This window comes from Pseudomonas sp. TH49, from assembly GCF_016650625.1.
GTDB classification, from domain to species: Bacteria; Pseudomonadota; Gammaproteobacteria; order Pseudomonadales; family Pseudomonadaceae; genus Aquipseudomonas; species Aquipseudomonas fluorescens_H.
On sequence record NZ_JAEKFL010000002.1, the window covers coordinates 1,377,501 to 1,389,733 of the forward strand.

Below are 12,233 nucleotides of genomic sequence, written 5' to 3' on the forward strand. Positions count from 1 at the left end.
GTGTCAGCGAATGCGCAGCATGTTGCCCAACAACTCCTCTTACCTAAGGATGATGCCTCGCAATGACTGACCCACTTCTTAGATCATCCCCCATGCCTGGATCCCGAATTCGCCCTTCCCCTGCCCCTGCCCCCTGCTCAATCCAGGCGAGACCGTGGTTCTGTTCGACGGCGTCTGCAAGCTGTGCAACGGCTGGGCGCGCTTTCTGATTCGCCACGACAACCGACACCGGATGCGCCTGGCGGCGGTGCAATCGCCGGAAGGTCAGGCATTGCTGGCATGGGCCGGTCTGCCGGTGGATCAGTTCGACACCATGGCGGTGATTCGCGACCAGCATTACTGGGTGCGCTCGGAGGCATTCTTCGAAGTCGTCGCGCAATTGCCTGCCCGCTGGTGGCCGGTCAGACTTCTGCGAATTTTCCCGCGAGCACTCAGGGATTGGGCCTACGACCGCGTGGCACTGAACCGCTACCGGATCTTCGGCAAGTACGACACCTGCCTGTTGCCCAATCCCGATCACGAACGCCGCTTTCTCAAATCGCCATTGTGAATGCCCCGCTACAACATCATTTGCAGCCACTGCCCCGGCGTCATCTTCGTCACCATCATCAAGACAATCACGAACATACCGAGAAAACCGCAAACGCCCATCCAGAACCACTGGCGATAAACGGCCCGGTACTCGTCCGCCAGACGAGTACCACGCTCGACCGCACTCGCCGCCATCCGCTGCAGGCGCTTCTGCAGCACCAGCACTGGCAGCCAAAGCGAGCCCACTATAAAGAAGAGGATCAGCGACATCAGCACCCAATCCGCGGTCAAGGGCAACCCGGTGAGCCTTGTCAGCCAATAACCTGTCGCAACCTGGATAAAACCGGCCGGCGTAGTGATCCAGGCGTCGTAGCGCACCACCATTCGCGCCACATGCGCAATCACCTGCGGATTGGCCGTAAGACTGGCGGCGATCAGGTACAGATAGGAACCCATGCCGAAACCGAACAGGAAAATCGCGGCGATGACATGCACGTACTTCAGGCCCAGATAGAGCATGCTCAGGGCTGCCCATCAGAAAAGTGCACCGCCAGGCTCAGGTTCTGCGGATCGTTGATCGCGGCCATGTATTCGTCGACGTTGATCTCGCCAACGCAAGGACGGGCACCCGGTTCGGGCAAGTAACCTCGGGCGATCTTCACGGCCAGGGCGACTGCGGCACAGCTTGGGATCTCCGGCCCCTTGTCATTCAGCGCGGTCAGTTGCGCCGTCATCGACAACGGCTGGTCATTCAGGTCGACACCCTGCACATCTATATACATCGCACTTTTGCCATCGCCGAAACGTTCGAACCACGTCCCCCAGCGATGCAACCGGGCGGCCCATGCCATGTGGTCACGCACCAGCCCCTTCCTCATCGCCAGAGCAAACAGATAATTGGCCACGCCGCCGAGCTTTAGACCAGCCCCGGCCTTGAAGCTCAGAGTGTGCGCACCAAACCGGCTGGCGAAAATATCCATGTCCGGCACATCAACATTGGCCAACGCACGAGTGCCAAGATTTTGCAGCTTGCGCAGGGTCAGATCCTCCCACCCCATCACTTCATGTACACGACCATTTCTGAGCTGGCGAATCGGTTTGCCCGCATACGCGAGCACCCCCTCGATCGTCGACAACCCCGGCATCTTCGCTGACGAGGAAATACCGTGTTCGATCGAGTCGATGCGTTTGAACCGATAGCGCTGCTCATCGATGATCGCCGACGACAGCGTCGGCACCGAACTGCAGCCACTGAGGAGGGCGAGACCCGCCTGCCGGGCCCGGGCATCGAGCACGCCGATGCCATTGACGAATGTCCGGCAATCCGCCAGATCGCAATAGTTGACGCCCGCCTCGATGCAGCTCTCGGCCACCGCATAGGATTGCCCCTGAAACGGGCCGCCGGTGTGAATCACCCACTGAATGTTCATCGCGCGCAGAGCCGGGACGAACCCGGCACCCATGGCATCGCCGCACCAGCTCTCGCAGGTCGCGCCCAGCTCAGCGACCTTACGCGCCAGCTTCTGGGGGTCGCGCCCCGAGATCGCCAGTTCGATGCCCGGCGTGTCGATCAGATGCCGACAAACGATACTGCCAAAGTTTCCATACCCGCCAACCACCAACACCCTGAGTACCATCAACGCTTCCCTGAACAATTCAACTACTGACCCATAACCGGGTTCGGCGCAGCTTCCCTGATATCTCTGGGCCAGGCAAGTCTGCGCCCATGAGCCGCGATGTAGTAACGTCAGCGCATCGACAACGGAGGTTGATATGAGCAAACGAATCATCATCATCGGCGCGGGAATCGTCGGCGCGTCACTGGCGTATCACCTCGCCGCGAAAGGTGCAAAAGTGGTTGTGATCGAGGCCGGTGAGATCGCGTCCGGTGCAACGGGCCGCTCCTTCGCCTGGATCAACACTTCGCACGGCGGTCCGGACTCCGTTGCACCGCTGCGCGCAGCGGCCATCGCAGAATACCGCCGACTCGAATCCGAACTGCCGGGGCTGAAGGTGCGCTGGACCGGTGCTTTGTCTTACGGCGATGGCTGGTTTCAAGCACCTTCTATATATAGCGCGCAGATTCTCGACCTTGAACCCAATCTCAAACATCCTCCAGAACGCGCGTTCCTTGCCGCCGAAGAAGGCGCGCTGGATGCCGTGCAGGCAACGCACGTCTTGATCGCCGGTGCCCAAGACCATGGCGCGACGGTTCTCACACAAACTCCTGTGCTTGGCTTCCGGATTTTGAACGGTCTGGTCACCGGCGTGATCACTGCGACAAGTGAGCTCGATGCCGACATCGTCGTGCTGGCTGCAGGAACCGCGACCCCGCAGTTGGCAGAACAGCTAAGCGTCAACTTGCCCATCGAAGCCTCACCCGCAATATTCATCCGCTACAAAACCCAGCCTCAGCGAGTGAACACGATCATCTCCAGCCCTCACATGGAAATCAGGCAAGACGCCGACGATACGCTGCTGGCGGCGGAAGACTATATAGATGAGGCGCCGCAAAACAGCGCGCAAGCCATCGCGCTGAGAACAGCCAAAGCCATTCAGCACGAACTGCACGGGGTGATATCCATCGAGCCGGAACTGGCGTGCGTCGGCCTCAGACCAATGCCTGTCGATGGCATTCCGCTCATTGGCTATCTGCCGAACATCAGTGGTGTATATGTTTGCGTGATGCATCCGGGCGTGACATTGGCGGCGGTCGTGGGGCGACTGGTGGCCGAGGAGATCGTCGATGGCCGCTTTGCGACTGCGTTGGCGCCCTGTCGGCCAGAACGATTCCAGTAATTCATTCGCGATGACATGCACAAAACCCGGGCATCCAACGGATGCCTGGGCCTGAATCATTCTCCTCGGCCGTTACGAACGAATGCTATAGGCCAATAGCGGTCGTTTGGGACAGGCAGTTTTCAGCCAAAGGCAGTCGCTCACTGGAGGTAGCTATCGACCATTAGCTGCCGGTAGTGAACGGGTGCAAACGGCCAAAACGCTCCCAAACCGCTGAATGACGGCTAAGAAATCTGATCATCTATGACTACGATAGGTACTCCGAACGTTACGCCAGATAGCCGGGTAACCTCAGCCAATGCCCGTAAAGGGGCCGGCAAGTCGAAAAGTGTCAATGGATTCAGTGGACGGTATTGCAGCTCATACCCATTCAAGGCTAGGCGCGTAGCGCGATGGACGTCCGACCAGTCATATGCAAAGAACCCACGCTTGGCAAAGGCAACGAAAGCGTTTGCGCCAGACATCGAAGTGACCTGATCTACATCGGACACCTCCGGCAATGAAAGGACCGCCTCTTCGGCGTTATCGACGGAGGGAAGTGCGGAGTGAGGAATCGGCCCCGGACCAGCCGTAGTGAAGAGCGCAACCTGCCCGATGCCGTCAGTGGCGATCCATCCAACGTCAAAGTCCTGAAGAACGATAGAAGTAACCATTGGCACCTACTTTAGAAAAAGGGACTAGTTGATTGTCCGACTCTAAACTTACCAGCCCAGAGTGTGTAAAAGCGCGTCCGAAAATTGCAAAGCCGGGAAGAAATGCGACGAATTTATTTTCCTTGCTCTAAACGACCGCTTCTCGCCGAAAACAGCCGCTCATTAAAACTCTTCGCCTCCCCCTCGCACACCGTTAGCAACTGAAGCTAAGCGCCCCACTGCTGCTTATAGGCCGCGACGTGTTCGGGAAAGACATCACCATATATTGGGTATTCAACGCCTAGAACAACCACTTCTATTTCATCCGTCTCAGAGCAAACGGAGTAGTCAGCAATAGATGCACCGGAAGCAGGAACCTCTACCCCGTCTAGGCGCACCGTAAATTTAAAATGGCGCTGATCACGCTGTGTAGAAGCCCTGACCTGTTCCTGGATTCCGGAATATCCTGGACCAGGAATGAATATACCGTGTGTAACGCCCATGGGCGGATCGCCATGCTCCAGCTCGGACCAACCGATTTGCTGCCCATTACTGAAAACTTAGAATCGCGGCATGAGTTACCTAATAATCGGCTTGAGGGCGCGCTACGGTGACGATATCCTGCCAGAGTCTGAAATCAATCGGCCGTCTCGTTTGGCACAGAAGCGTTCTCTAGAAGGCGTAAATGCCCCCGCCAAGCCTAACCAACAAATAAAGATCTGCCGAATCAAGCGGAATACGGAAAAACACGGATGACTCCTTTCAGAAATCTTGGTTTCTGGGGCAAAGTTTTGGCTTGTGCCTGGATAACGTTCCTGCTACTGACTTCCGGCGAATCAAGCGCTAACTGGATGGATATAAGCTCATCCGGCCGCAAGCGCGTCTTCAGTCCTGGCTTTCTCGTGCTGTGCGTTTTTGTAGCTGTGCTTGAGCTGATACTGCTCAACCACTTCTACGGTGCGCAAATGAAGTGAGAAGGACCGTACATGTCATCATCGCGAAAATCGTGCGCCTGCCAAGACTTGGTTGTATACAGGCTCGCAACTCTCTACAGCGATCACGTTTAACGCTCTTTCAACCACCTGATGCATAGCAATCCCTTACCCCGTTGCAAACACCGTTGTTGCCTTAAAGGTTGCAGCTGTATTGATATTCGAAGGGAAAAAAGACGGTGTCGACCACCAAAGAAAACGGCGCGTCGATCAGCAAAAAGGGTATCAGTTTTCCTTTGGATGTACCGACCAACCACCAGTCAAACCGCACGCCGATATAGGGGCATCGGTGCTTGTCATAATCCATACGCATAGCTGTTGCCATACACCCACCCAGACTGGCAGTCAGCAACAGTAAAACTACCCTTCGAACCACGTAACGTCCTTATTACTTCTTTGCACAGAGTTGCATAGACGCTGTTGAGTAAAGTTAGTCACCCTTGGATGGCCACGGTGCGGGCGCTGTGACGCATCAAACAAAAAATACCCATATCCCGCCATGCTGCATTCTTTCCACTCGGCTCGACGTAATCACACGGTGTTGCCTTCCTGATGCGGCAGATTTATCAGGTTTCAGTTCTTCCTGTTTTTACAACAGCGTGAAAAACTGCGCGTTCTTTGTCACTCATTTTTTGCCTGCATTGATGGAACTGCCGATGGACATCATGGATACCCAGCAAGAAAACACCCTCGAAAAGTCACTCAGACTGGCGGCGGATGAACCCGCCCACCGACCTGATTTTTTCAAGACGCTGCTGAATTCGGATATCTACGTCCTCGGCACCGCCGGCACTGGCGAAGGGCAAGTCAACCTTGAGGCAGGCAGCAACATCAGCATTGCGCACTGGCAAAAGCCCGACGGCTCCGCTGTCATCCCGTTTTTCACTTCGCTGCATACGCTACAAAGATCCATAAACAGCGAAGAGTCCTACATAGAGATCCCGGCCAGATCGCTGTTTGAAATCACGCTGGGCACTCCTCTTTTCCTCAATCCAAAGTCTCCCTACGGGAAAGAGTTTTTCCCCGAGGAAGTGCGCTACCTGCTCTCCGATGAGGTCGGCCAGGGACCGGTGCAGCGCACGGTCGAAAAGGACACTCGGGTACTGCTCGGACAACCGTCGCAATATCCCTCGAAGATGGTCAATTCGCTCACTCAATTACTCGCCAGACATCGCAATGTGAAGCGCGCGTTTCTGGCATTGATGCATGACGCTTCGTCTGACCAAAGGCCTCATCTGATCATCGGGATCGAAGCGGACGGCGATTTTGAACAGGTCATGCGCGAAGCGGGCAGCGTTGCCGGGGACTCTGCTCCGGATGGCGAACCCGTTGATCTGTACCGCGTTCATGACGGAGATTCAGGCCTTAGCGATTACTTCCTCAAGCAAACCACACCCTTCTATGAACGGAAGTCGGCAGGCTGGCTGCGTTCATTGTTTGGTTTTGGCAAAACATGACACTACACAACACCGGGCTAACCGCAGAACAGGCCTGTGAAATCGTGCTCGGCCTGTCTGATAACGTCATGAGAGACGGTAAGCCTGTGCGTTTTGTCATTCAGTCCTGTGAACTTTCTGCCAACGGTGATTACTGGGTCATTCGCAGTAACAGTGAGGATTACGTCGTCCACGGCATGACGGAGTACTGCTACGTCGGTGTTAACGCGCACTTGATCAACGTCAGGACAGGCGAACATGACACAGTCGTCGGTTGGAGTGTCGATGAGCATCTGCAAGACAAATACGACTTGGAGGCAGCCTCGGGCAAGCCGTATGTACTGATTCCGATAATTGACCGGAGTGACAAAACGGCACTGGTCAACTTGCGTCGAAAACTGCAGTGCACCTACCCTCAAACCCTTGCATTGCTGACGGGAGAACAACGACTTTGGCTCACGGGTAAACGCAGGATCCTTGAAGACGCGCAGCGAATGCTTCTTGAACAGGGCATAAACACCCAAATCGAGTTAGTCGCTGATGCGGGTGAAGCTATCGCGATCGATGTCGAGACCTGGTACACCGAAGCAGTATTGAAGGCTGTGCGCAAAAGGTTGTGCTGAAAGGTTTGAAATGCGCAGAACTCGCACGATTTTCAACGCGAGTGCATATCGTGGTAAATCTCTCACGCCAAAATCCAATTGCCAAGGAAGTCCAATTGCACGACTCCAAATATCTGGAAGACCTCCACTCCCGCTTCAACGCTGGAGAAGATCTGAACTATGTCTTTTTCTGGGGACACCAGCGAAGCAGGCACGGAGTCACCGCTTCGTGCTTCAGCCAGTGGTTCGAAGCCGAATTTGTTGTCGACGGGCAACGCTACGCGACTGCCGAACATTTCATGATGGCAGAGAAAGCAGCCTTGTTCGGCGATCAGGACATTCGCGCTCAAGTGCTCCAGGCGCCTACGCCCAACGCGGCCAAGGCGCTTGGCCGCAACGTACGCGGATTCAACGAACACGATTGGTTGCAACACCGGTATGCAATTGTGGTCCGGGCCAACCAGGCCAAGTTCTCGCAAAACCCGGAGTTGAATGCATTCCTCAAGGGTACTGGTTCTCGCATCATCGTTGAGGCAAGCCCGGTTGACAGCATCTGGGGCATCGGACTCGCCCAGGATCACGTAAACGCGAGTAACCCCAACCTGTGGCAAGGCCTGAATCTTCTGGGGTTCGCGCTGATGCAGGTCCGCGACGAAACATGATTCGCCCGTCGCGGTGGCGAACACCGCGACGGGCGAACCGCACAGAAGCCGGGCAACTAACGCGACCGCCCTCATGCTCGCTTTCCTTCGGGACGCTCAAACGATGGATGGGGCGACGCACTTCCTGACGCGAAAGCTGGCCGGAGTGAGTGCGGAGATGAACTTGAATGTTCTCGCCTACAACTTGAAACGGGTCATGAAAATCATCGGTGCCAATGGTTTGATGAAAGCGCTGACGGCCTGAAAAAGGCTGATTTTGGCCGATTCCAGAAGCGGCCATCATAGTTCGGATGTCTGTTCCTTGAAGATTTCAAGAGCAGGTTCATCGCCATTAACAGCCGAAGGGAAAGATGAGCAACGAATTCAGTTACGTCTGGTTATTGCCACTGCTTGAAAAGCCTTTCGAAGCGGCGGCAATCGATTTGCCTGACTCAGTAAAAATCTTGCAGAAAAAGCACACGCTGCCTGCCCAGATATCGCTGCAACAGTTGGTGCTCACAGCACTGGCTTCACATTCCGAGTACTGGGCAGGATTAGCGCTTCAATGGTTAGAAGATGGCTTTCCTTTGGATTTCGAGCTGACCGAAATGTTGGCTTTTTGCGCCGAGAATAAAGCCCTACCTCAATCTCACCGCCACAGAGCACGCAGACTTGCTTATACAAAGTAAACGACAGCTTTGGGTCCAGAGTGTGTAAAAACGCTTCGCCAAAATTGAAGTGTGCGCGTCTACGTTAAATCTGAAATTTATCGGCACGTCAGCAGATGTGGATTTCGCGTAGAAGCGCGATTTTCAGTCCGGTTTTCAGTACCTGTCGCGCTCAAAAACGTTTTTACACAGCCTCGGCCAAAAGCAGACATTTACAACTGGGAGAATTAGTCTGTACAGATTTCAGGGAAAGCGAGGAATGGAATGATCAACCTGCTATCAATTGCCAGCCATAAATCCAAATACAGCAGCGGCTTCTACCCGACCTTTACCATTGACGGAGTGCCTCTGGAGGTTTGGCTGCCTAGGCAGAACCCGGCTGCTGAGTTCCACCTCGTAGCTGCCCACTCAGGCTTGTACAGCGATGAAGATAACTTGTTGATATGGGATCGGATATATTCCACTGCGCCTGGTTGGAAGACTCTGGTACCCCTGCTTGTCTGCTCTGATGACCTAGACTTGACCTGCACAGTTATTGTCGCAGAGCAGTGCGCTCATGAGCATCGAGTTCAGTGGGGCCGATTTGGCTTGCTAAAGGATTCAATTGCGTTGGAAAACACCGATGTTGACTGGTTCGACGCGATACCCAGCGTGATTTTTGAAAGGTCGAATTATCACAGCGTGCTGGATGAGTTCCGAAAACAAGAAAACATCAAAATGGACTGGGACTAGCTCTTGTTAGCTATTTACATGTGATCAGGCCCTTTCTTTTTTTCAGTACGCTCCTCCGGAAAATTTCACCGTCCGCTTTGTGTTGTGGATTCAACCGGTCGCGACGGTCAGAAAACGGCCCAGAGTGTGTAAAAACGCCCCGACAAACCCTTGCTATGATTTCTGAGAATCTCATCGCAGGGGGAACCCATGAAACGGTTTATCCAGGGTGAACACCGAGGTCAAAGTACCTTACTTCCAGAAAGCCTCGACGACTACGTCAGCGATACCAATCCAGTGCGTGTGGTCGATGTCTTCGTCGATGAACTCGACCTAGCCAAACTGGGTTTCGATAGCGTTATTCCAGCCGAAACCGGCAGACCTGCTTATCACCCTGCGATCCTGCTGAAGATCTATATCTACGGCTACCTAAACCGTATTCAATCGAGCCGACGTCTTGAGCGAGAAGCTCAGCGTAACGTCGAGTTGATGTGGTTAACCGGGCGCCTGATGCCCGACTTCAAGACCATCGCCAACTTCCGAAAAGACAACAGCAAAGCCATTCGCGGTGTCTGCCGCCAGTTCGTTTTGCTCTGCCAGCAGTTGGGGTTGTTTAGCGAAAACCTGGTTGCCATCGACGGCAGTAAATTCAAGGCGATGAACAATCGCGACCGGAACTTCACCAGCGCCAAACTGAAGCGGCGCATGGAAGAAATCGAGGCGAGCATCAGCCGTTATTTGGCCTCGCTCGATGCGGCTGATCGCCAGATCCCTAGCGCCTCCAAGCCCGACACAGTGAGCTTGGAAGATAAAATCGCCAAGCTCAAAGCACAGATGAAAGAGCTTCAGGGGATCGAGTCTCAGCTCAACGAATCGCCAGATAAACAGGTTTCGCTGACCGACCCGGATGCCCGTTCGATGATGACGCGCGGCAGCGGGATCGTTGGCTACAACGTGCAGACGGCTGTCGACACGCAGCACCACTTAATCGTTGCTCACGAGGTCACCAACAGAGGTTCTGACCGTGACCAACTCAGTTCAATGGCGAAGCAGGCTCGTGAAGCCATCGGCGTAGAAACGTTGTCGGTAGTTGCCGACCGAGGCTACTTCAAAGGCGAAGAAATCCTGGCCTGTCACGACGCAAGCATCACCGCCTACGTGCCGAAGCCGATGACTTCAAGCGCCAAAGCTGATGGCCGATTCAACAAAGATGCCTTCGTGTATAACGCGACGAAAAACGAATACACCTGCCCGGCGGGAGAGGCACTGATCTGGCGATTCTCCAGCGTTGAGAAAGGCTTGTATATGCACTGCTACTGGAGTTCAAAGTGCCAGAGTTGCACGCTGAAAACCCAGTGCACGCCGAGCACAAATCGTCGAGTAAGGCGCTGGGAACATGAAGCTGTGCTGGAGGAAATGCAGCGTCGGTTGAACCAAGCACCAGAGATGATGAAGGTTCGAAAACGGACAGTTGAGCATCCCTTCGGGACGCTCAAGCAATGGATGGGGGCAACGCACTTCCTGACTCGAAAACTGAACGGGGTGAGTGCGGAGATGAGCTTGAATGTGCTCGCCTATAACTTGAAGCGGGTTATGAAAATCATCGGTACAGAAGGCTTGCTGAAGGCGATGGCGGCGTAAAAGCCGCAGCTTTTACTGCTCCAGGATGTACCAAAGCGCTTCATAAACGATCTGACGCGCTATCGGCACCGATCTTGGCAAATGTTCGGGAATCGCCTCGCCCAGCAGCGCTGGGCTTAGGCATCCAACATACGGAAAGTGTTTTTATACACTCTGGGCCGGAAGCGGCCCATCAACTTACTTGCTGCCTGTGATTGCAGCTTCTTGTCTGCCAGTATTTGGCATTCAAGCGTTTCACTCTTCATGGAAGTTGTGAATCGGTCACAAGGCTGAGAGGCTAGAGTGTCGTTTACCATAAGGACATACGGAAATGAGCAAGCAAAAAATTTTGGTTACTGGGGCTGCTGGCCATATCGGCAGAGCTTTTTGGATAGCGCGAGACGATAAATCAGATCTGCGCCTGGCCGATATAGACGTATCAAAACTTCCTGACTCGGTCCAACGTTTCTCTCTCGACATCAGGGATCAAGCCAGTTGCCTTGAAGCCTGCGAAGGCATAGACACAGTGATTCATCTCGCTGCTGATCCGAACGCAGACGCTGAATTCACGTCTTCACTGCTGCCTGTAAATATTGTCGGCACCTACAACATGCTGTTTGCCGCAAAAACTCAAGGCTGCAAACGCTTCATATTTGCGAGCAGTGCGCAGGCGATTGAAGGTTATCCAAAGGATGTCCAGGTACATGAATGGATGGCCCCTAGACCCGGCAACCTTTACGGGGTCAGCAAGGCGTTTGGCGAGGCACTGGCTTCGATGTATGCCAACGATGGGCAAATGACAACAATCGCAGTCCGTATTGCAAACGTAGCCGAATTTCACCCTGGGGAAACCCACAGCCCTCGGGACGTAGCTGCATTTATCAGCTATCGGGATGTCGTCGCGTTGCTTGGGCGTTGCGTTGAGGCCGATCTGATCGGATTCCACATTGTCCATGGGGTTTCAGATAACCGCTACAAACGCCTTTCGATTGATAAGACCAGAAAAGCCGTTGGGTACGCGCCCCTCGACGACGCTTTTGAGATTCTGGAAGGACAGACTCCAGCTGATTGATTGCCGGTGCCTTTCAGTTTACCGGAGCACAAGCGATGTAGCTTTGCTGAATTAACGGTGGGTGTCTTTATGCAAGATTAAAAATCGATCAGACAGACTGATTTCGAGCAAGAAAACAGTCCCCACCGTGTTTTCAGTTCACAACTATTTTTCTTCAGCAAAGATTTCAACAAGCCTGGCAACCGATGCTCCGCCCGAAAAACCCACGTTGCCGACGGGAATGGTTCCTCCCGTCGCTTCAATGATTTTCCCTACCCAGACAGGCTCGAAGCCACCGCACAGTTCTATGAACTGAACGCCATCCTTGACCAAATCTACGGCAACTTGAACAGCGTCGTGTTGCTCGGGTACAGCGACGATCGTATTACGCCGGCCCGCGCGGTCGATGACGAATCGATCGGTTTCGGGGTTGGTTTCCGGTGCTTCAAAAATAAATGCCCAACTGACCATCTAACTAATCTCCATGCTGAGTAAGTCACAGAGAAACCGCCAAGCGGGTGACCACTTGGCTGAAGTTGTTTTTTTCTCT

14 protein-coding genes and 1 pseudogene are annotated in these 12,233 nt (G+C 54.1%); 11 read left to right on the forward strand and 4 right to left on the reverse strand.

Translation table 11 applies throughout. The features are described 5' to 3' along the window. Positions 1–154 precede the first annotated feature (154 nt). On the forward strand, positions 155–550 hold the full coding sequence (locus JFU48_RS23655; RefSeq protein WP_342216045.1) for a thiol-disulfide oxidoreductase DCC family protein: 396 nt from the start codon (positions 155–157) through the stop codon (positions 548–550). Between the two features lie 8 nt (positions 551–558). Here the strand turns inward: JFU48_RS23655 and JFU48_RS23660 are convergent, their stop codons facing one another. Next, entirely contained in the window at positions 559–1,050 is a 492-nt protein-coding gene (locus tag JFU48_RS23660) for a DUF2269 family protein (RefSeq protein WP_201137850.1), read from the reverse strand. A gap of 2 nt (positions 1,051–1,052) precedes the next feature. Next, complete coding sequence (locus tag JFU48_RS23665; protein ID WP_003224326.1) at positions 1,053–2,168, reverse strand: saccharopine dehydrogenase family protein; 1,116 nt, start codon at positions 2,166–2,168, stop codon at positions 1,053–1,055. 136 nt (positions 2,169–2,304) lie between these two features. On the opposite strand from JFU48_RS23665, the gene JFU48_RS23670 reads away from it, so the two are divergent. Then, positions 2,305–3,330 (forward strand): NAD(P)/FAD-dependent oxidoreductase, encoded by a 1,026-nt coding sequence (locus JFU48_RS23670; RefSeq protein ID WP_201137851.1) that lies wholly within the window; start codon positions 2,305–2,307, stop codon positions 3,328–3,330. Between the two features lie 1,384 nt (positions 3,331–4,714). After that, on the forward strand, positions 4,715–4,936 hold the full coding sequence (locus JFU48_RS23675; protein ID WP_201137852.1) for a hypothetical protein: 222 nt from the start codon (positions 4,715–4,717) through the stop codon (positions 4,934–4,936). Between the two features lie 154 nt (positions 4,937–5,090). Here JFU48_RS23675 and JFU48_RS30355 read toward each other — a convergent pair whose 3' ends face one another. Then, positions 5,091–5,279 (reverse strand): YceK/YidQ family lipoprotein, encoded by a 189-nt coding sequence (locus tag JFU48_RS30355; RefSeq protein ID WP_016773976.1) that lies wholly within the window; start codon positions 5,277–5,279, stop codon positions 5,091–5,093. A 115-nt stretch (positions 5,280–5,394) separates the two neighbouring features. Here JFU48_RS30355 and sseB point away from each other — a divergent pair, with 115 nt between their 5' ends. The 8 genes and pseudogenes from sseB to JFU48_RS23720 all read left to right on the forward strand — a co-directional run bounded on the left by sseB (position 5,395) and on the right by JFU48_RS23720 (position 11,704). After that, the gene (gene sseB / locus JFU48_RS23685) at positions 5,395–6,411 is read left to right on the forward strand and encodes an enhanced serine sensitivity protein SseB (protein ID WP_242486702.1); all 1,017 of its coding nucleotides are present in this window, start codon (positions 5,395–5,397) and stop codon (positions 6,409–6,411) included. Continuing rightward, entirely contained in the window at positions 6,408–7,013 is a 606-nt protein-coding gene (locus JFU48_RS23690) for a hypothetical protein (RefSeq protein WP_201137854.1), read from the forward strand. Before sseB ends, JFU48_RS23690 begins: the two co-directional genes overlap by 4 nt. Before the next feature lie 95 nt (positions 7,014–7,108). After that, positions 7,109–7,654, forward strand: a complete 546-nt coding sequence (locus JFU48_RS23695) for an NADAR family protein (protein WP_201137855.1) — start codon at positions 7,109–7,111, stop codon at positions 7,652–7,654. A gap of 86 nt (positions 7,655–7,740) precedes the next feature. Beyond that, positions 7,741–7,898, forward strand: a pseudogene (locus JFU48_RS23700) (IS5/IS1182 family transposase); the annotation flags it as partial. Between the two features lie 106 nt (positions 7,899–8,004). Further along, positions 8,005–8,322, forward strand: coding sequence for a hypothetical protein (locus JFU48_RS23705; protein WP_201137856.1), 318 nt, complete (start codon positions 8,005–8,007; stop codon positions 8,320–8,322). A gap of 243 nt (positions 8,323–8,565) precedes the next feature. Then, a complete protein-coding gene (locus JFU48_RS30045) occupies positions 8,566–9,033 on the forward strand; it encodes a hypothetical protein (protein ID WP_242486703.1) in 468 nt (155 codons plus the stop codon). A gap of 189 nt (positions 9,034–9,222) precedes the next feature. Continuing rightward, positions 9,223–10,653, forward strand: coding sequence for an IS1182 family transposase (locus tag JFU48_RS23715; RefSeq protein ID WP_201137857.1), 1,431 nt, complete (start codon positions 9,223–9,225; stop codon positions 10,651–10,653). A gap of 310 nt (positions 10,654–10,963) precedes the next feature. Continuing rightward, positions 10,964–11,704, forward strand: coding sequence for an NAD-dependent epimerase/dehydratase family protein (locus JFU48_RS23720; RefSeq protein WP_103486165.1), 741 nt, complete (start codon positions 10,964–10,966; stop codon positions 11,702–11,704). 144 nt (positions 11,705–11,848) lie between these two features. Here JFU48_RS23720 and JFU48_RS23725 read toward each other — a convergent pair whose 3' ends face one another. Further along, complete coding sequence (locus JFU48_RS23725) at positions 11,849–12,154, reverse strand: DUF6506 family protein (protein ID WP_003224312.1); 306 nt, start codon at positions 12,152–12,154, stop codon at positions 11,849–11,851. Positions 12,155–12,233 lie beyond the last annotated feature (79 nt).

Coding starts and splice junctions, on each gene's coding strand:
- JFU48_RS23715 (WP_201137857.1), top strand. CDS start 9,223: ATGAAACGGTTTATCCAGGGTGAACACCGAGGTCAAAGTACCTTACTT.
- JFU48_RS23670 (WP_201137851.1), top strand. CDS start 2,305: ATGAGCAAACGAATCATCATCATCGGCGCGGGAATCGTCGGCGCGTCA.
- JFU48_RS23690 (WP_201137854.1), top strand. CDS start 6,408: ATGACACTACACAACACCGGGCTAACCGCAGAACAGGCCTGTGAAATC.
- JFU48_RS23675 (WP_201137852.1), top strand. CDS start 4,715: ATGACTCCTTTCAGAAATCTTGGTTTCTGGGGCAAAGTTTTGGCTTGT.
- JFU48_RS30045 (WP_242486703.1), top strand. CDS start 8,566: ATGATCAACCTGCTATCAATTGCCAGCCATAAATCCAAATACAGCAGC.
- JFU48_RS23705 (WP_201137856.1), top strand. CDS start 8,005: ATGAGCAACGAATTCAGTTACGTCTGGTTATTGCCACTGCTTGAAAAG.
- JFU48_RS23720 (WP_103486165.1), top strand. CDS start 10,964: ATGAGCAAGCAAAAAATTTTGGTTACTGGGGCTGCTGGCCATATCGGC.
- JFU48_RS30355 (WP_016773976.1), bottom strand. CDS start 5,279: ATGGCAACAGCTATGCGTATGGATTATGACAAGCACCGATGCCCCTAT.
- JFU48_RS23665 (WP_003224326.1), bottom strand. CDS start 2,168: ATGGTACTCAGGGTGTTGGTGGTTGGCGGGTATGGAAACTTTGGCAGT.
- JFU48_RS23660 (WP_201137850.1), bottom strand. CDS start 1,050: ATGCTCTATCTGGGCCTGAAGTACGTGCATGTCATCGCCGCGATTTTC.
- JFU48_RS23725 (WP_003224312.1), bottom strand. CDS start 12,154: ATGGTCAGTTGGGCATTTATTTTTGAAGCACCGGAAACCAACCCCGAA.